Here is a 17592-nt window from a genome sequence, read left to right as displayed (position 1 = left end):
AGCACGGTCGGAGGCGTGACGCCCCGGGGGTTGTCGCGTCTTCGGGCCAGGCCGGCGGTCCAGGCGGTCAGCGGCCCGCCGGAGCGAAGGCCGCGGACGCCGCGGGGAGCAGGCGGCCGGAGCGGTCGAAGAGGGTGAGGTTGGTGAAGGGTGCGCTCGCGCCGGGCTCCCAGCCGACGCCGGCCAGCCAGCCGGGTTCCCAGACGACAAGGCCAAGGCCGCGGTTGTTCGGGACCTGACGGATGACTTCGCGCAGGGCCTGGTAGTAGGCGCGCTGGCCTTCCGGCGTCGGTGGGAAGCGGCCAGCCTCGGGGAGCTGGGCGGCGTCGGTGACCCCCAGGACGGGGTCGCCCTCGGCCATCGTCCACGGGTAGCCGGTCTCTGCGAGGAGGACGTCGGTGCCGTACCGGCCGGCGAGGTCGGTCATCGTCGAGCGCAGCAGTGCCAGCGGCCCGTGCCAGAACGGGTAGTAGGACAGCGCGATCACGTCGAACGGGAGGCCCGCCGCTCTTACCCGGTCGAAGAAGGCCCGGCTGCCGGTCGAGTCGCCGATGCGGTCGGTGTGCAGGGCGACCGCCAGCCGGTGGCCCGGCGGGCTGCCGTCACGGGCTCCGGCGACGGCGGCGCTCAGCAGGTCGAGAAGGCCGGGCCAGCCACCGTCGGCCCGGTCGGGGCCGAGCCGGCCGAGCGGCCAGAGCATCCCGGCCGAGATCTCGTTGCCCGTCTGGACCAGGTCCGCGGGCGTGCCCTGGCGGGCGAAGTCCGCGACGACCTGACGGGTGTAGCCGTGGACCCGGCGAGCGAGCGCCGTGAGGTCGCCGCCGCGCCAGGACGGCGGGATCTCCTGGTGCCTCGGGTCGGCCCACCGGTCCGAGTAGTGGAAGTCCAGGTAGATCCGCAGGCCCGCGTCCCAGGCCCGCCGGGCGAGCGCCAGCGCCGAGGCCTCGTCGCCGTAGCCGGCCGGGCCCTCCACCCACAGCCGAAGCCGGACGTGGGTCGCGCCCTGGCCCGCCAGGATCCGCTCGATGGGCGCGTGGTCCCCGTCGACCGAGAACCGGTGGCCGGCGGCCTCCACCAGCAACGCGGTCGAGATGTCCGCGCCCCGGACGGGCGGCACCGGGGTACTCGCGCTCATCGACGGCTCCTTCCCTCGCGCTCCCTCGCGCCGGGCGCCGGCTGGGCCTCATGCGCCGGGGACGTTGCGCGCTGGGACTCTGCCCGCCGAGGACGTTGGCCGGCCGCCGGACCGATCGGCCCAGGTCAGGCAGCCGCTCACTCCTCATACCCGCGACGGCCAACCACACCATCTGTCGCAGATTGACCACCCTGGGAGATCTGTCCTGGTCAGGGCGTAATTCACAGGTGACCCCTGGTCGATCCAGGCCGGGGCCAAGGTCTAACTTCATGGCCGGGCAAACACGCCGATTAGGCGCCAAACAGCAGCAATCGGGATGGGGACGGCCGTCCCACGGGGCATTCCGCAGGTCCGACCCCGCGAGGCAGCCATGGACGACGAGACGCCACCACCGCTCGGCCCACGGCCCGACGACGGACCGCCGGCAGCGTCGAACTGGGCGCCCCCGACCGGACCCCCGGTCTCCGCCGTACCGCCCGGCGCGAACCAGCCGGGGACGCCGCCTTCCGCGCCGGCGAGCCAGTCCGAGCCTCCCCCCACCGGGCCGGCGAGCCAGCCGGGGCCGATCCCGCCCGGTCCCGTGCCGCCCTGGCCGCCGACCGGCGGCGCTTGGCCTCCAGGCCCAGGCGGGCCGACTCCGTGGCCGGCCGCTCCCGGCGGGCAGGCCACTGTCGGCCCAGGCGGCCAGGCTCCGATGACGCCCGGCCCTCCCGCGCCGCGGGGCCGGCGCCGAGGCGGCCGGGTGGTGGCCCTGCGGGTGCTCGGCGGCCTCGGCGCGCTGCTCGTCGCTGGCGCGGTTCGCTTCGGCATCCACGAGGCCATTGACCACGCCGACCACCACGGTTCCTCGCCGTCCTCGTCCAGCGCGACGTCGACGTTCACCGTCGGGGGCTGCGTGAAGATCACCCAGCAGCCGCGGGTGCTGGCGAGCAACCCGGTCAACGGTGAGCTGAAGTCGGCGCCCGAGTACGGCCCGGTGGGCTGTGGCGACACGTCCGCCTACGCGAAGATCACCGCCCTGGACGTGGCAGACGCGGCGTCGGCGGCTCCGTTCGGCGGCGGAACGTCCTCGGTGGCCGACGTCGGATGCCCGCAGGACACCGACGAGATCGTCACGCTGACCAACAGTTTCAGCATCCTGAAGCGGACCGGCTGCCTGCGTAACCTCGTCGCGCCCCATCCCGGTGACGCGGGCGGCGGTGGGGGCCTGGTCCGGGCCGGCGACTGCCTGCAGGTTTTCCCGACCTACACGAACAACCTGGCCGAGGTGCCGTGCACCGACCAGGACTGGACCGTCGACGGGGTGACCCTCGGCAAGGAATGGTTCGGCAAGATCACCGCTCGGACCGACGCGAAGGCTCAGTGCGGCCCGGACGCCACCTACGCCATCAGGATCGATGCCAGGAGCAACCCGGTCCTCTGCGTGGCGAAGGCCGGCGGCTGGCTGCCCGGCGCCGGCGACTGCGTCGACTCGAACACCTTCAGCGCGGGCCGTCCACCGGAGCGGCGCCCGTGCACCGACCAGTACCTGGCGACCCAGATCGTGGCCCTCGTGCCCGCCGGAGGAGCGTGTCCCGCCGGCTCCCAGCCAGCCAGGACGACGTCCGCCGACCCCGAGGCCGGCTGGATCCCGACGGTCTGCGCCCGCCCCGTCGACTAGTGGGAGCCGCCTGACCCATCGGACGCCGGCCTGGCCCCCACCTCACCGGAAAGATCGGCGCCGCCCGCGCCATCGTTCGCCCGTCCTTGATCGCTGTTTGGGCCCTGGGGTGGTCGTGGAAACGCCCCCGGCACGACCATCACAGGGCCAAAACCGCGATCACAGGTCTGTCGAGCGCGAGCGCGGCTGGGCAGGCGCCGCTGGTCGGCAGTCGGCTAGTCCGCGGCGGGTGCGCGGACCAGGCTGGCGAGCAGGTCGTCGTAGGCGGCCAGCGGCGGGACGACGGCGTCGGGGTCCTTGCCGCCGTCATCCCAACGGCGGACGCTCGCCGCGTCCTCGGCATAACGGCCGGCCCGGAACGCGGCGAGCTCGGCGCCGTCCAGGGGACCGCCCTGCATCGCGAGCGTCTTCTTCGAGATCGGCGACAGGAGGTCGTAGTAGCCGGGATCGACGGCGCACAGGTAGCGCTTGGCCTCGACGTGCAGGCGGACCGGCTCGGTCACCTCCGGGCCGAACCAGCGTTCGAGCCAGGCCGCGCCTGTCTCCTCGTGCCGGATGTCCTCGCCACGGTGCAGGGCGTCGGCCGAGTCGAGATCGATGACGTGGCCGACGTCGTGCAGCAGGGCGGCGGCGACGAGCGCGGGAGCCGCTCCCGCCGCCAGCGCGCGGGCGGCCGTCCGCAGCTGGTGCTGCGCGACGGTCAGCGACTCGCCCAGGTAGTCGGACGCGGCAGCCGCGCCGAAGGCGCCGTGGACCGCCCCCAGAGCCGCCTCGACAAACGTCTCGCCGGCACCCACCGGACCGCCACTCACCGCGGAGTCACTCACGGGACCGCTGCCCTCCAGACCGTCACCAGATGGATCGCCGCTCACGAGATCGCCGCTGCCCGGACTGCCGCTCACCGGGCTGCCGCGATCGGACGCGCGGACGCGCGGGTCGCGACCACCCTCGGGGCCCGCCCGCGGCCGGCCGGACCGGCCTGGGTGGGTACGGCCCGGGTGCCGTCGCGACGCAGCACCTCAAGCGTGCTGCGCAGGCCATCCATGTCGACGTAACAGCCCTGCAGATGCCGGCCGCCCGACCCCGTGTCGCCAGCCGCCACCGGGCCGTAGGCGGACCTGCCGTGCAGGACGCGGGTGTTGTCGAAGATCAGGCAGTCGCCCGGGGCGAGGCGCAGCGAGACGGCGAGGTCGGCCTCGTCGAGGACCGCCCCGAACGCGGCGAGCGCCCGGTACACCGCGCCGATCCGGTCCGGGGCGACGTCGGGGGGCTGTAGGCCCCGGTCGTTCCAGCGGACCTGGGTGACGGCACCCGCGTCGTCGACGGAGATCACCGGCGCGCGGCAGGTGAGGACCGACGTCGGCCCGTCGTAGCGGAACGGCAGCCAGACCTGGGTGAGGGTGTCGAACGCGACCCGGTCGGTCTCGCGCAGTCGGTCGGCGGCGGCGAAGCCGTCGACGAGCGCCGTGTCGCCACCCGCGCCGGCGGCGCGCAGGCAGTGCAGCAGCTGCACGGTCGGAACCGGGTCCCGGTACGGGTTGTCCGTGTGCGGCGAGAGCGCCAGGCCGGTGTAGGCGAGGTGCTCCGGGTCCGGCTCGACGCGGACGTCGAAGAGCTCGCCGTAGTTGGTCACCCGGACGTGACCGAGGCTGCGCCCGACCGTGAGAACCATGCCGGGCCGGGAGGGCACCTCGGTGATCACCGAGGCGCCGAGCTTCTCGACGGCGCCGAGCGCCGTGGCCATCGCGACCGGCGAGCGCAGGTAGGCGTCCCAGGCCACCCGCGGCGGGCCGACGGGCAGGTCGGTCGCCGTCCACGCGACCCGGGCCCGCGCGGACTGGTCCCCGGTCCGGGCACCACGGCCGGGCGCGTGCTGCTCCAGCCAGGCCAGCTCGAACACCGACTCATGGCCGTCCGGCGCGAAGACGACCGTCAGCCGGCCGTCGCGCACCGCGTGCCGCTCGACCGCCAGGTCCGGGAACAGCCGCGCCACCCGCGCCGACCCGACCAGCCGCTGACCGGTCGCCGGATACCGGCACTCGGCGCAGCCACACGCGTCCCGCAGCCAGATCGAGGGCAGGACGAGATCGCCGAGGTGGAGCATGGTCACCGGCCCCGCAGCGTTCATCGTCCCAGCGTCCGCCGCCGCGACGGCCAGCCGATGACATCCGGTTGAACCAGCACGAAACTTCGGCGCCGGCGCGGCCGGGTCAGGGCAGTGGGACGGGCGCCGGCAGCCGCAGGTCAACGTTGCGGTCGAGGGCGGTGCCCGCGCCGGAGCCGCCGCCCGGGTCCGGGTCGGCGTCGTTGCCGGGGCGGCGCTGCCAGTAGTTGGCGGCCAGCTCCCGGGACAGGGCGGCGAGCGCCAGCGGGTCGACCGGGCCGGCCTCGTACGCGGAAGCGAGGACCGCGCTGGTCTGGGCGTAGCCGCGGAACTCGTCGTAGTCGGCGGCAACGGGAGCCGCGGTGTCCAGCACGGTGGCTACGAACGCGAGGGTGCTGTCGCCGTTGTCGACCAGCTCGATCAGCCGGGACTGCTGCGGCCAGTCGATGTGCGACGCGGTCGTGATCTCCCAGAAGCCGCCTGAGACAGGGCTGCCGGCCGGGCGCGCGTACGGGGTGACGGTGTGGCGATGGGTGTGCCCGTTGACCCAACCGATCACGTTCGGATACCGCAGGAGCAGGTCACGGACGCGCGACAGCAGCACCCGGGGTGCCTCGTCGGGCGCCTGATCGTTGACGAGGCAGTCCAGTGGGTGGTGACTGAACAGGATGAACAGGCTGTCCGGGCCGGCGCCCGTCGCCATGGACCCGTCCTCGGCGAGCCAGCGGGCCGAGCCCCGCTGAAGGACGCCTTCGAGCCAGGCGAGCTGGGGCTCGTCGAGTGCGCCCTGCCAGCCGCCGAAGGGGTTGACCGTGTCCAGCACGACCCCGACCACGGGCGGCAGGCCGTTCGCGCCGGGAGTGGCCGTGAACGTGTAGTAGGCCGTGCCGTCCGCGCGATTGGCCTCGGTGTACCCGTGGCCGACCGGGAGCCCGCGGGTGTCGAAGTGCGCGGCGATGTGCTCGGTACGGCGGACCGGCCGGCGGCGCTCGTCGGCCGGAACGGTCCGGGTCGGCCCGGCGAGGAGGACCGCGAACGCTTCGAGATCACCCGTGTCGACCGCCCGGCCGACCGTCGCCAGGTCGGCGTCGGGGGCGAGATCGTAGATCTTCGCGTCGCCCACGGCCAGCGTCGGGATCGGCTCCTCGGGGACCGCCGTGCCCTGGGCGAGGTTGTCGTGGTTGCCGTGCACGGCGTACCAGGGCGTCGTGAGTCCGGTGGCGGCGAAGGCGCGGCGGGCCGCGTCGATCACTCCGGGCACCTCGGGAAAGCCGTACTCGCCGCGGGCCTGGTCGTCGGGCCGGCCGGGTGGGGTGCCGTCCGGGTGCCAGAAGCGGACGTCGTAGTGGTCGTCGTCGGCGACGCCGTGATAGCGATCCGGGCTGCCCGAGTCGACCTGGACGTCGCCGCCGCCGTCGAGCACGTCGCGGTACCAGGACAGCTCGTTGGCCTGGCAGTTGTCGGTGGCGTCGCCGGTGACGATCGTGAACGCCAGCGGCGTGGTCCGGGCGTGCGCGTTCACCGTCTGGACCATCGCCTCGACGACCTGCGCGGCGAACGCCTCGTTCGGCCGGTACGCGCCCAGCTCCTGGACCTTCTCCCAGAACGGCGAATCCGGGTCGCCGACCCGTTCGAGGAACTCGGCGCGAGCCGGCGACTGGTGGTCCACGACGTGCAGGTCCGACAGGTGCGCGAAGGCCAGCAGGGTGCGCCGTTCACCCGCCGGTGTGGCGGCCGGCGCCTCGGCGAGCAGGTCGGTCCGGACGACGAGCGGCTCCCCCGGTCCGGCCACCAGCGGGCGATAGCCACCCGCCCGGGCCTCACCCCGGACCAGTCGGCGCTGGGCCGTCGTCACCGGCTCGGCCTGGCCTGTCGAGGCTGGTGGGCCTGGTTCATCCCAGGGCTTGGTGGTCATTGTGAATCCCCCGATTCGGCGCGCCCGCCGGTTTGCCCGCGTCTGCCCCATGATGAACGCGCAGGTAGCGAGATGCCCAGCAGTCCTGGCAACACGCGTTCTTCGGTGGCCTAGCGCCGGCCCGGACGGGACGCGCAGCCGATGCAGGACCGCACCCAGGGGCGGGCGTCGAGACGCCCCGGCTCGATCGGACCGCCACAGGTCTCACAGCCGCCGAAACGGCCGGCGGCGAGGCGCGCCAGCGCGGCGTCGATCTCGGCGAGACGGGCCGTCGCCTCACGCAGCGTGGCCCGGACCTGCTCGCGTTCGAACGGGATCGACGTCCCTTCGATGTCGTGCTCGTCGTCGGTGTTGACGTAGCTGTCGTCGAGCAGCGACGCGAAGCGCTCCCGCAGCGCCGCCAGCGCGGCGGTGGCGTCGGCGCGTTCGGCCGTCAGCCGGGCCCGGGCGGACGTCTCGGAGGTCATCGTTCGATCGAACCGCGTCCGGTCAGCGCGAGGCCAGCTCGGTTTCGAGCAGCGCCCGGGATCGAGCGGCGGGTGGCGTGGCGCGGACGGCCAGCTCGAAGACGACGAGGCTGAAGCCGACGAGCACGCCGAGGTCGCCCCAGAACGGGATGACGGCACGCCCACCGCCGAACTGGCCCAGCCAGGAGACGATGGTCAGGCCTCCCAGCCAGGGCACCATCCACAGCGCGGATCGCCATTCCAGCGGCGGCCAGCGGCCGGGCGGCTGGGTGGCCCGGTATCCGGCGAAACAAACCAGCCCGGCGACGATCGCCACCGCCAGCTTCTGGTCGTTCACCCAACCAGCCCAGTAGACGATCAGGTTGGACGTGGTGAACGCGACCCGGGCCAGGACCGGCGCCAGTGGCAGCAGGAAGGGCCGGGGACGGTCCGGGTCGACCTTGCGCAGCACCATCAGCGCGATCGGCGCGAAGGCATAGGTCAGGAACGTCGCCGAGCTGATCAGGGTCACCAGCTGCTGCCAGCTGGGGAACGGCAGGAACATGACCAGCCCGATCACGTACGCGAGCAGGATCGAGACCACCGGCGTGCCGCGCCGGTCGAGGCGGCGCAGCACGCGTGGCAGATAGCCGGTCTGGCCCATCGAGTACGCCAGCCGGGCCGACGTGCCGACGTAGATCAGTGCCGTGCCGCCCGGCGAGACGACCGCGTCGATGTACAGCAGTACCGCGAGCCAGCCGAGGCCCAGCCCGGTCGCGATCGTCGCGTACGGCCCGTAGTCGCCGTTGCCCACCGGGTGCGACCAGCCGCCGGCGATCCCGGCGGGCGAGAGCGCGCCGAGGAAGGCGATCGCGAGCAGCAGGTAGACGGCGGTGCCGAGCACGGTCGCGAGGATCACCGCGCGGGGGACGTCGCGGCCCGGGTCGCGCGCCTCGGCGCCCATCTGGACGGCCTGCTCGAAGCCCTGCAGCGCGAAGACCACGCCGGCCGGCAGCGCGGCGAAGACCCCGTGCGCGCCGAACGGGGCGAACCCGCCGCCCGCGTGGAAGTTGCCGGGGTGGAAGGCGACGGCCATCAGCGTGATGACGGTCAGCACCGGCACCAGGAACTTCCAGATCACCGCGACCGAGTTGGTGTCCGCGAGCCGCTGGACGCCGAGGACGTTCACGACGGTGCAGACCCCGAGCGCCGCGGCGCCGAGCGCGAGGCCCTTCCCGGTGAGGGTGCCCTGCGGGCTGATCAGGCCGGGCCAGACGTTGTTCAGGTAGGACAGGGCCGCCTCGGCCTCGATCGGGGCGAGCGCGACCGCCTGGATCCAGGCGAGCCAGCCCGCGACGAAGCCGGAGAGCGGGCCGAGCGCGAGGTGCGTGTAGCGGGCGCTGCCGCCGGCGACCGGGTAGCTGGCCCCCAGCTCGGCGTGGACGAGCGCCAGCCCGAGGATCAGGACACCGGCCAGCGCCCAGGCGAGCAGCGAGGCCGGGCCGGCGACGCGGGCCGCGGTCAGCGCTCCGAGCAGCCAGCCGGAGCCGATGATCGAGCCGAGCGAGACGAAGGTCAGCCCCACCAGGCCCAGCTGCGGGGCCATCCCGGTGCCGCGGCCCCGCGTCCGGTCGGGCGGTCCGGGCGGAGTCTGGTCGGGCCCAGCCGAGCCCGTCTGCCGCCCAGGCGTCGAAGGCGACGGCACCGCGACGGCGCGGTGCCTCGCGGCCGGTTGGCTTCCGTACATCACCGGCCGCCTCTCGAAATATAGCTCTGTCGCGATTAGCTGGGTGTGGCCGTTAGTTGCCCGACCATAGCGACACGCGGTGCATGATTACTGGCTTGACCGGTATTCCAAAGAATTGACGGAAGCCCTCGCGGAATCTCGGCCGTCGGCGCTGCGGTCGCGAGGCCCAGTGTCCGTCCAGCCGTCGCGAGCTGCCCGTTGACGAGCCTGCGACGTGGGCTCTTCCGGTCTCGTCGCCGCCTTCAGGCCGTAATGCCGAATAGCCAATGAACCGGCGGGGCGACCGTTTCACGGACCCGCGAGAAATCGGAAAAATGACGTGACACGGGCCATCCCGGTCGGGCAGAATACCGGCCATGCTGCTGACCCTGACCATGACCGCGCCCGCAGCAACTCGGCCACCAGCCGGCGGTGACACAGCAACTGGGCCCCCATCCGGCGGTCTCTCAGCAACCGGGCACCCGGTAACGGCGGCTCCCGCGACCGACCTTGGTTTCCTGCTGCACAAGCACCCGGACCGGGCCCAGCGGTTCGACACCGCCGCGGGCGGCGCGTACGTCTTCTACCCGGAGGCCACCGCGGCCTGCTGCACGGCCGCGCTCCTGCTCGACGTCGACCCGGTCGGCCTGGTCCGTGGCAAGGGCAACAGCCGGGGCACCACGGCGGCCCAGTACGTCGACGACCGGCCCTATGCCGCGTCCAGCCTGCTGGCGGTCGCGATGGCCGCGGTGTTCTCGACCGCCATGGCCGGCATCTGCAAGTCCCGGCCGGAGCTCGCGGCGACGCCGCTGCCCCTGGAGATCCGGGTCCCGGCGCTGCCCTGCCGGCGGGGCGGCGCCGCGCTGGCCGAGCGGCTGTTCGCCCCGCTCGGCTGGCGGGTCGACGCCGTCGCGGCGCCGCTCGACCCGGCCTTTCCCGAGTGGGGCGACGCCCCGCACCACGACGTGACGTTCACCGGCACCGTCCGGCTCGCCGACGCGCTCACCCAGCTCTACGTGCTGCTGCCAGTGCTCGACGACGGGAAGCACTACTACGTCGGGCGCGACGAGATCGACAAGCTGGTCCGCGAGGGCGCGAGCTGGCTGCCCGGCCACCCCGAACGCCACCTCATCGCCCGCCGTTACCTCGCCCACCGCGCTGGCCTCGCCTCGGCCGCGCTCGCCCAGCTCGGCACCGTCGAGGACGTCCCGGTCGACGCGGTCTCGGCCGGCTTCGAGCCCGGGCTGGTCGCGGTCGACCAGGACCCGGACGCCGACCTCGCGGCCGACGACACCGCGGCGCCAGCGGTTGCGGCCACCGCCGAGGAGGTCGCGCCCCAGACCGGTCCGGACGCTCCGGTCGAGGCGGCGTCGTCCGTCGCGGAGCGCCCGGACGAAACGCCCGAGCAGCCGCGGCCGCCGTCGTTGGCCGTCCAGCGCAGGCGAGCGATCATGGACGTGCTGCGGGCGGCCGACGCCAGCCGGGTCGCCGATCTGGGCTGCGGCGACGGGAAGCTCGTCGGCGAACTGCTCGCCGACGCACGGTTCACGGAGGTCGTCGCGGTCGACGTCTCGCACCGCGCGCTGGAGACGGCCGCGCGACGCCTGCGGATCGACCGGATGCCCGAGCGAGTCCAGGCCCGGCTGCGGCTGGTCGCCAGCTCGTTGACCTACCGGGACGCGCGGATCGCCGGCCTCGACGCGGCCGTGCTCTGCGAGGTGATCGAGCACGTCGACCCGCCGAGGCTCCCGGCGCTGGCGGCGGCCGTGCTCGGCGAGGCCCGCCCCAGGCTCGTAGTGATCACGACGCCCAACGTCGAGTTCAACGTCCGCTACGAGGGGCTCGCCCCCGGCGCGCCACGCCACCGTGACCACCGGTTCGAGTGGACCCGGGCCGAGTTCGCCGGCTGGGTCGAGGACCTCCTTACCCGCTACCCCTACACCGCCCGCCTGGGCGGCATCGGGACCGCCGACCCCGCGCTCGGCGCCCCCACCCAGCTCGCGGTCCTCGAACGGGTCGCGTGAGGCCCACATGACCCTGGAAGAGCCCGAAAAGATGACCAACAGACCCGAGCCGGCGGCGCCGGTAGCGCTGGACATCCCCGAGACCTGCCTGGTGGTGCTCGTCGGTGTCTCCGGGTCGGGGAAGTCGACCTTCGCCCGGACCCACTTCGCGCCGACCCAGGTGCTCTCGTCCGACTTCTGTCGCGGCCTGGTCGCGGACGACGAGAACGACCAGGCCGCGACCGGCGACGCCTTCGAGGTGCTGCACTACATCGCCGGCAAGCGGCTCGCGGCCGGCCGTCTCACGGTCGTCGACGCGACGAACGTCCAGTCCCGCGCCCGCCAGCCGCTGGTCGAGCTGGCCAGGCGGCACGACGTGCTGCCGGTGGCGATCGTGCTCGACCTGCCCGAGCAGGTGTGCATCACGCGCAACACCGCCCGGCCGGACCGCGACTTCGGGGCGGCCGTCATCCGTCGCCAGCGCTCCGAGCTGCGCCGGTCGATGAAGGGCCTCGCCCGGGAGGGCTTCCGGCGGGTCCACGTGCTGCGCTCGGAGGCCGAGGTCGCCGCCGCGACGATCAGCTACACCCGGCTGTTCACCGACCTGCGGCACGAGACCGGGCCGTTCGACGTGATCGGCGACGTGCACGGCTGCCGCGCCGAGCTGGAGGGGCTGCTCGCCAAGCTCGGCTACGAGCTGAGCCGCGACGACGCCGGCCGGCCGGCCGGCGCGAGCCACCCCGAGGGCCGGCGGGTGATCTACGTCGGCGACCTGGTCGACCGCGGGCCGGACACCCCCGGCGTGCTGCGCCTGGCGATGGGCATGGTCGCCGACGGGACCGCGTTCGCCGTCCGGGGCAACCACGAGGACAAGCTGGTCCGGGCCCTGGCCGGCAAGAAGGTGACGATCGGGCACGGGCTCGCTCAGTCACTCGAGCAGCTGGAGGCGCAGAGCGCCGAGTTCCGCGCGCGGGCCACCGAGTTCTGCGACGGGCTGATCGCGCACTACGTCCTGGACGGGGGCCGGCTGGTCGTCGCCCACGCCGGGCTGAAGGAGGCCTACCACGGCCGGGCGTCGGCCCGGGTGCGCTCGTTCGCCCTGTACGGCGACACCACCGGCGAGACCGACGACTACGGCCTGCCGGTGCGATATCCGTGGGCCAACGAGTACCGAGGCAAGGCGACCGTGCTCTACGGCCACACCCCGGTGCCCGAGCCGGAGTGGATCAACAACACCCTCTGTCTCGACACCGGCTGCGTCTTCGGCGGCGCGCTCACCGCGCTGCGCTACCCCGAGCGCGAGCTGGTCTCCCTCCCGGCTGCCCGCGTCTACTTCGAGCCGGCCCGCCCGCTGGCCGACCAGCCGCGGCCCACGGACTCCCCTGGTGCCGGTCCCGGCGACGCAGGGACCGAGGTCACGGCCCGCGACGGGAGTGGCCGGGCGGACGAGCCCGCGCCGCCGGTGGTCGCCGACCCGGCCTCGGCCGAGGCCCTGCTCGCGTCCCTCGGGTCGCTGGCGGTCCCCGCGCAGGCCGGGCCGTCGACGGGCGTCGGGGTCGCGGCGGCCGCCTGGGCGACGAGCCTCGGCGGCCCCGTCCTACCCGTCGGCTCGCCCCCGCCGACCGGATCGCTCGGCCCGGCGCTTCCCGCCGCGGTGCGGCCCGCCGGGCACCGTGCCGACGACCTGCTCGACATCACCGACGTGCTGGGGCGGCGGATCGTCGAGACCCGGCACGGCGGCCGGGTCCAGGTCCAGCCGGAGAACGCGCTGGCGGCGCTGGAGGTCATGAGCCGGTTCGCGGTGGACCCGCGCTGGCTGGTCTACCTCCCGCCGACGATGAGCCCGCCGCCGACGTCATCGCTGCCCGGCCATCTGGAACACCCGGTCGAGGCCTTCGAGACCTACCGCGCGGACGGGGTCGACGATCTTCTCTGCGAGGAGAAGCACATGGGCTCGCGGGCGGTGGTCGTCGTCTGCCGGGACCAGGGGGTCGCGACGACCCGGTTCGGCGCGGGCGACGGCACCATGGGCGCGATCGTCACCCGGACCGGCCGGCCGTTCTTCGCCCCGGAGCTCACCGAGCAGGTGCTGGCCCGGCTGCGCGCGGCGGCGACGGCGGCCGGGCTCTGGGAGCAGCTCGACGCCGGCTGGCTGGTGCTCGATGCCGAGATCATGCCCTGGTCCGCCAAGGCCACCGAGCTGATCTCCCGGCAGTACGCGGCGGCCGGAGCGGCCGCCCGCGGCGCGCTGCCGGCCGCGGTCGCGGCGCTGGCGGCCACGGCAGAACGCGGCGTCGACGTGGCCGACCTGCTGGCCAAGACCAGGGACCGGCTGGACAACGCGGTCGCGTTCACGCACGCCTATCGCCGGTACTGCTGGCCGGTCGACGGCCTCGACGGGCTGAAGGTCGCCCCGTTCCAGCTCCTGGCCGCCGGGCCGGGGAGCGGTGCCGGGGCCACCCAGGTGGATCACCCGCACAGCTGGCAGCTGGCCGTCGCCGACCGCCTCGTCGCCGCCGACCCGGAGCTGGTCGTCACCACGCGCAGGTGCGCGGTGCGCGCGAGCGACCCGGCGTCGGTGGCAGCGGCCGTCACCTGGTGGGAGGAGCTCACCGACCCGCGGGCCGGCGGCGAGGGCATGGTCGTCAAACCGGCGGCCGGGCTGGCGCGAGGCTCACGCGGCCTGGCCCTGCCGGGCATCAAGGTGCGCGGCCGGGAGTACCTGCGGATCATCTACGGCCCCGACTACACCAGGCCCGAGAACCTGGACCGGCTACGCGTTCGCGGCCTGGGCCGCAAGCGCTCGTTGGCCTTCCGCGAGTACGCCCTCGGTCTGGAGGCCCTGGAGCGGGCGGCCGCCGGCGAGCCCCTCTGGCGCGTGCACGAATGCGTCTTCGCGATCCTCGCCCTGGAGTCCGAGGCCGTCGACCCACGCCTGTAGAACCTCGAAACAAGTTTTTCCTCGGCCCCGGCCATGGCGTGAGGTTGGCCGTGGGGACGACCTCGGTCAGCGCCGGCGGCCGCGCCGGAGTCGCACCGTGTCGTCGACCGAAGGCTGCGGGGGGAGCCGCATGGTCTCCTCCACTCCGCCGGTCGGGAGCAGCAGCATCGTTTCATCGACGCGCCCGGGCGGGGCCGCCGCAGGAGACGGCCGGTCCGAGCCCGACCGACGTCGGGACCGGGACCGACTCGACTCGGCCGAAGCCGAGGTCGAGGCTGCGGCCGGGCCTGGCCGGTTGGCGCCGCGCCGGCTCGGCTCGGCCCGGCTGGACCCGACCATGGCCGACCGGATCTCCTCCGGCATCGGGATGACCATCGTGGACGCCCGCATGCCGGGCGGGCGCCGCAGCCGCCGGTGGGCGCCGGCGGCGGCGCCCTTGGCCTTCAGGAAACCAGGGGTGAAGTTCTTCAGCTTCAAGACGCGTTTCTCCAGGCCGAACCAGCTGACGGCCGCGAGCGCGAGGCCGCCAGACAGGCTGAGGACGGTGTAGACCGTGAGACTTCCCTTGGCCAGCCCGAACACAGCGAGGAGCTGCTGCACGGGCATCGTGAAGATATACAGACCGTAGGAGAAGTCGTTGCGCAGCAGCTTGGGCATCGGCACCCGGGTCGCCACCCACAGGCACGCGTACGCCAGCGGCGGACCGGCCCAGATGTAGGCGTGGTCGAAGGCCACGTAGGCGATGACCACCTCCACCAGCGCGAGGGCGCCGAGCGCGTCCGAGAACGGGATCTTGTCCTGGAAGAGGCACATAAGTGCGCCGGACAGGAACAGCAGGGCGAACCGGGTCACCGTCTGCTGGTGCGCGAAGGCACCTCCCGCGACCGACGGCGCGACGTCGTGGAACGCGTACGCCGCCCACATCACGCCGAAGATGCCGAGCACGACCCGACGCCGGGCGAGCAGGCCCAACGCTCCCAGCGCGGCGATCCCGAGGTAGCAGGCGACCTCCCAGCGCAGCGTCCAGATCGAGCCGTCCCAGACGGCCGGAAACGGGACGTGCGCCGGCGTGCCCGCGACATCCCAGAACCCGATGTCGAGCAGGCAGTTGCGCAGCACGTACTGGACCGGGCCGTGCCCGTCAGTGAAGAGGCCACCGAGCGAGCTGTGGTCGTGGTACCAGGCGATGGGCGCGGCGATGAACGCGGTGCCGAGCAGTGCCGCCCAGAACGCGGGGAAGATCCGGAGCACCCGGTTCCAGAGGTACCGGCCGGTCGGAAGACCCAGCCGGCTGCCGGTGATGAGAAAACCGCTGATCACGAAGAAGGCGTCGACCGCGAACTTCGCGATCTCGCCGTGTCCGACGCTGATGCCGTCGCCGTGGCCGGCGATCGTCCGGCTGTGCGAGATGACGACGGCCGCGGCCAGTAACAGCCGAATCATGTTCAGGCTGTTACGCGACCGACTGAAGGCCGCGTTGAGCGGGCGAGCGGCCAGTCCGAGTCCCACCGCGTGTCTCCCAAGGGGTAGAGGTCTAGCGCCCCCACGACGAGACCGCCGGCCGTGACACTCGATCACATTCGGACCAAAGGCCCCCAGTTATGTACGCCGATCGCGGCAAGTCTACTTCCCGACAATCCGCTCAATACGACGGGGTGTGTGGATCACCACAAGGCGGGCACCAGACCGCCTTTTGATCGCTACCCTCCGCCAACGCCACGCCTGTCCAGCAGGCGACAGGTCTCCGTCACGCGGACTGGTGACGCAACTCGCGCAACTCCGGCGGCGCGGTGCGACCCGGAACGAGTGACCCGGGACACGCTGCCGCGACGCCTTCTCGGCACCACCACCGCGACATTCGTAGTAGCCCCACCATCCCCTTCATGGAAATACGGTGGGAACTCTTCTTGAAAACCCCCAGGCGAATTAGACGGCACGCTCCCACGCACCGGATCGATTGTCTGGACGCCACCAACAATCGCGGTCGAGCCGCACGTCAGGAGCGTTTTCTGTCAGCTTTCCGCCAGCCGGAGGCGCCTTCGGTGTCTGGTCCGCGTCATTTCTGGAAAAGAACAGAACGTCCGCGTACCAATGAGGCACGAGGTTCACAGCAGAACCCGCGGACCCCAAGGATGTGCACGATGTCGAGCACCGTCTCCGATTCCGACGCCGAGCTGTTCGCCGGCCTCACCCTGACCGGCGAGACCCTGACCGGCGAGCCCGAGGTGGCCACGTTGCGGGCCGCGGTCCGCGGCGTCGTCCTCGAGCCCGGCGACCCGGGCTGGGACGCGGCGCGCGGCGCGTTCAACCTCGTCGTCGACCAGCAGCCGCGGCTGATCGCCATCCCGGCCGACGCGGCCGACGTCGCGGTCGTGCTGCGCTTCGCCGACCTGTCCGGGCTGCGCGTCGCCCCGCAGCGGACCGGCCACAACGCCGCGCCGCTCGGCTCGCTCGACCGGACGATCCTGCTGCGCACCGACGCGCTGCGAGAGGTGCGGATCGACGCCGCCCGTCGCCGCGCCCTGGTCGGCGCCGGCGCGAAGTGGGCGGACGTCGTCCCGCGGGCCTCCGAGCTGGGCCTGGCCGCGCTGCACGGCTCGACCCCGGACGTCAGCGTCGTCGGCTACACCCTCGGCGGCGGCCTCGGCTGGTACGCCCGCGCGCTGGGCCTCGCGTGCAACAGCGTCACCGGAATCCAGGTCGTGACGCCGGGCGAGGAGCCGCGTTGGGTCGACCCGGACGTCGAGCCGGAGCTCTTCTGGGCGCTGCGCGGCGGTGGCGGCAACTTCGGTGTCGTCACCGCGATCGAGTTCGTGCTCTACCCGGTCGCCGAGGTCTACGCCGGAGTGCTGTTCTTCCCCTGGGAGCGGTCGTCCGAGGTGCTGCACGCCTGGGAGCGCTGGACCAGGACCGTGCCGGACGAGATGACCTCCGTCGGCCGCATCCTGCAGTTCCCGCCGTTCGAGGAGATCCCGGAGCCGTTGCGCGGCAAGGCCTTCGTGCTCGTCGAGGGCGTCTTCCTCGGCGACGAGGAGACCGGTGCGCGGCTGACGGAGCCGCTGCGCGCGCTGGGCCCGGTCCTGGACACGTTCGCCATGGTGGCGCCGGCGGGCATCGCCGAGCTGCACATGGACCCGCCGACCCCGGCGCCCTACCAGGGTGACAGTCAGGTGCTGGCCGACCTCACCCCCGAGGCAGTCGACCGGTTCGTCGCCGCCACCGGGCCGGGTTCGGGCTCGCCGCTGGTCAGTGCCGAGATCCGCCACCTGGGCGGCGAGCTGGACCGAGCGCGCCCCGGGAGCGGGGCGCTGTCCCGGATGCCCGGTTCCTACATCTTCTTCGGCGTCGGCATGACCCCGGTGCCCGAGAGCATCCCGCCGGTGCACCAGGCGCTCGCGGCCGCGAAGGAGTCGCTGGCGGATCTGGCCAGCGGTCAGTACCTCAACTTCGTCGAGACGGCCGTCGACCCGGCCGAGCTGTTCCCCGCGGATGCCTACGCCCGGCTGCGGGCCATCCGGGCCGGCGTCGACCCGCGCGGGGTGGTCAAGGCCAACCACGAGATCCGGGTCGCCGAGGCCGGCAACTGAACCGGCTCGGTCAACCGACGAAGCGTGGCCCCCCCGCGGGGGGGGGGGGGGGGGGGGGGGGCGGGGGGCCGCCCC

The 17592-nt window shown here is 73.4% G+C and carries 11 protein-coding genes; 4 read left to right on the top strand and 7 right to left on the bottom strand.

Going from position 1 to position 17592, the window contains the following annotated elements:
* Nucleotides 1–67: 67 nt before the first annotated feature.
* Nucleotides 68–1135 (bottom strand): glycosyl hydrolase 53 family protein, encoded by a 1068-nt coding sequence (locus tag I6A60_RS04395; RefSeq protein WP_203024526.1) that lies wholly within the window; start codon nucleotides 1133–1135, stop codon nucleotides 68–70.
* A gap of 742 nt (nucleotides 1136–1877) precedes the next feature.
* Between I6A60_RS04395 and I6A60_RS04390 the strand changes: the two genes are divergently transcribed.
* Complete coding sequence (locus I6A60_RS04390; protein WP_307873524.1) at nucleotides 1878–2795, top strand: hypothetical protein; 918 nt, start codon at nucleotides 1878–1880, stop codon at nucleotides 2793–2795.
* Nucleotides 2796–3010: 215 nt separating this feature from the next.
* Here the strand turns inward: I6A60_RS04390 and I6A60_RS04385 are convergent, their stop codons facing one another.
* From I6A60_RS04385 to I6A60_RS04365, 5 genes are all read right to left on the bottom strand, one after another.
* Entirely contained in the window at nucleotides 3011–3622 is a 612-nt protein-coding gene (locus tag I6A60_RS04385) for an HD domain-containing protein (protein ID WP_307873523.1), read from the bottom strand.
* Nucleotides 3623–3693: 71 nt separating this feature from the next.
* Nucleotides 3694–4923: a TauD/TfdA family dioxygenase gene (locus tag I6A60_RS04380; RefSeq protein WP_203024524.1), complete on the bottom strand. Its 1230-nt coding sequence runs from the start codon at nucleotides 4921–4923 to the stop codon at nucleotides 3694–3696.
* An 82-nt stretch (nucleotides 4924–5005) separates the two neighbouring features.
* Complete coding sequence (locus tag I6A60_RS04375) at nucleotides 5006–6814, bottom strand: TIGR03767 family metallophosphoesterase (RefSeq protein ID WP_203024523.1); 1809 nt, start codon at nucleotides 6812–6814, stop codon at nucleotides 5006–5008.
* A 110-nt stretch (nucleotides 6815–6924) separates the two neighbouring features.
* Nucleotides 6925–7281: a TraR/DksA C4-type zinc finger protein gene (locus I6A60_RS04370; RefSeq protein ID WP_203024522.1), complete on the bottom strand. Its 357-nt coding sequence runs from the start codon at nucleotides 7279–7281 to the stop codon at nucleotides 6925–6927.
* 22 nt (nucleotides 7282–7303) lie between these two features.
* Nucleotides 7304–8866 (bottom strand): APC family permease, encoded by a 1563-nt coding sequence (locus tag I6A60_RS04365; protein ID WP_238434757.1) that lies wholly within the window; start codon nucleotides 8864–8866, stop codon nucleotides 7304–7306.
* Between the two features lie 497 nt (nucleotides 8867–9363).
* On the opposite strand from I6A60_RS04365, the gene I6A60_RS04360 reads away from it, so the two are divergent.
* Nucleotides 9364–11010 (top strand): 3' terminal RNA ribose 2'-O-methyltransferase Hen1, encoded by a 1647-nt coding sequence (locus tag I6A60_RS04360; RefSeq protein WP_203024520.1) that lies wholly within the window; start codon nucleotides 9364–9366, stop codon nucleotides 11008–11010.
* Between the two features lie 31 nt (nucleotides 11011–11041).
* The gene (locus tag I6A60_RS41275; protein WP_238434756.1) at nucleotides 11042–13930 is read left to right on the top strand and encodes a polynucleotide kinase-phosphatase; all 2889 of its coding nucleotides are present in this window, start codon (nucleotides 11042–11044) and stop codon (nucleotides 13928–13930) included.
* 66 nt (nucleotides 13931–13996) lie between these two features.
* Here the strand turns inward: I6A60_RS41275 and I6A60_RS04345 are convergent, their stop codons facing one another.
* Entirely contained in the window at nucleotides 13997–15373 is a 1377-nt protein-coding gene (locus I6A60_RS04345) for an acyltransferase (RefSeq protein ID WP_238434755.1), read from the bottom strand.
* Nucleotides 15374–16071: 698 nt separating this feature from the next.
* On the opposite strand from I6A60_RS04345, the gene I6A60_RS04340 reads away from it, so the two are divergent.
* Nucleotides 16072–17517 (top strand): FAD-binding oxidoreductase, encoded by a 1446-nt coding sequence (locus I6A60_RS04340; protein WP_203024518.1) that lies wholly within the window; start codon nucleotides 16072–16074, stop codon nucleotides 17515–17517.
* The last annotated feature ends 75 nt before the right edge of the window (nucleotides 17518–17592 follow it).

Origin of the sequence: Frankia sp. AgB1.9 (assembly GCF_016786355.1) — a bacterium.
Classification (GTDB): domain Bacteria; phylum Actinomycetota; class Actinomycetes; order Frankiales; family Frankiaceae; genus Pseudofrankia.
Note: the sequence above shows the minus strand (reverse complement) of the source record. Positions and strands in the feature narration are given on the sequence as shown.

What these genes read in the sequence shown, in the direction of transcription:
- I6A60_RS04360 (WP_203024520.1), top strand. Translation starts at nt 9,364, where the DNA reads ATGCTGCTGACCCTGACCATGACCGCGCCCGCAGCAACTCGGCCACCA.
- I6A60_RS04340 (WP_203024518.1), top strand. Translation starts at nt 16,072, where the DNA reads ATGTCGAGCACCGTCTCCGATTCCGACGCCGAGCTGTTCGCCGGCCTC.
- I6A60_RS04345 (WP_238434755.1), bottom strand. Translation starts at nt 15,373, where the DNA reads ATGATTCGGCTGTTACTGGCCGCGGCCGTCGTCATCTCGCACAGCCGG.
- I6A60_RS04380 (WP_203024524.1), bottom strand. Translation starts at nt 4,923, where the DNA reads ATGAACGCTGCGGGGCCGGTGACCATGCTCCACCTCGGCGATCTCGTC.
- I6A60_RS41275 (WP_238434756.1), top strand. Translation starts at nt 11,042, where the DNA reads ATGACCAACAGACCCGAGCCGGCGGCGCCGGTAGCGCTGGACATCCCC.
- I6A60_RS04365 (WP_238434757.1), bottom strand. Translation starts at nt 8,866, where the DNA reads ATGGCCCCGCAGCTGGGCCTGGTGGGGCTGACCTTCGTCTCGCTCGGC.
- I6A60_RS04395 (WP_203024526.1), bottom strand. Translation starts at nt 1,135, where the DNA reads ATGAGCGCGAGTACCCCGGTGCCGCCCGTCCGGGGCGCGGACATCTCG.
- I6A60_RS04375 (WP_203024523.1), bottom strand. Translation starts at nt 6,814, where the DNA reads ATGACCACCAAGCCCTGGGATGAACCAGGCCCACCAGCCTCGACAGGC.
- I6A60_RS04370 (WP_203024522.1), bottom strand. Translation starts at nt 7,281, where the DNA reads ATGACCTCCGAGACGTCCGCCCGGGCCCGGCTGACGGCCGAACGCGCC.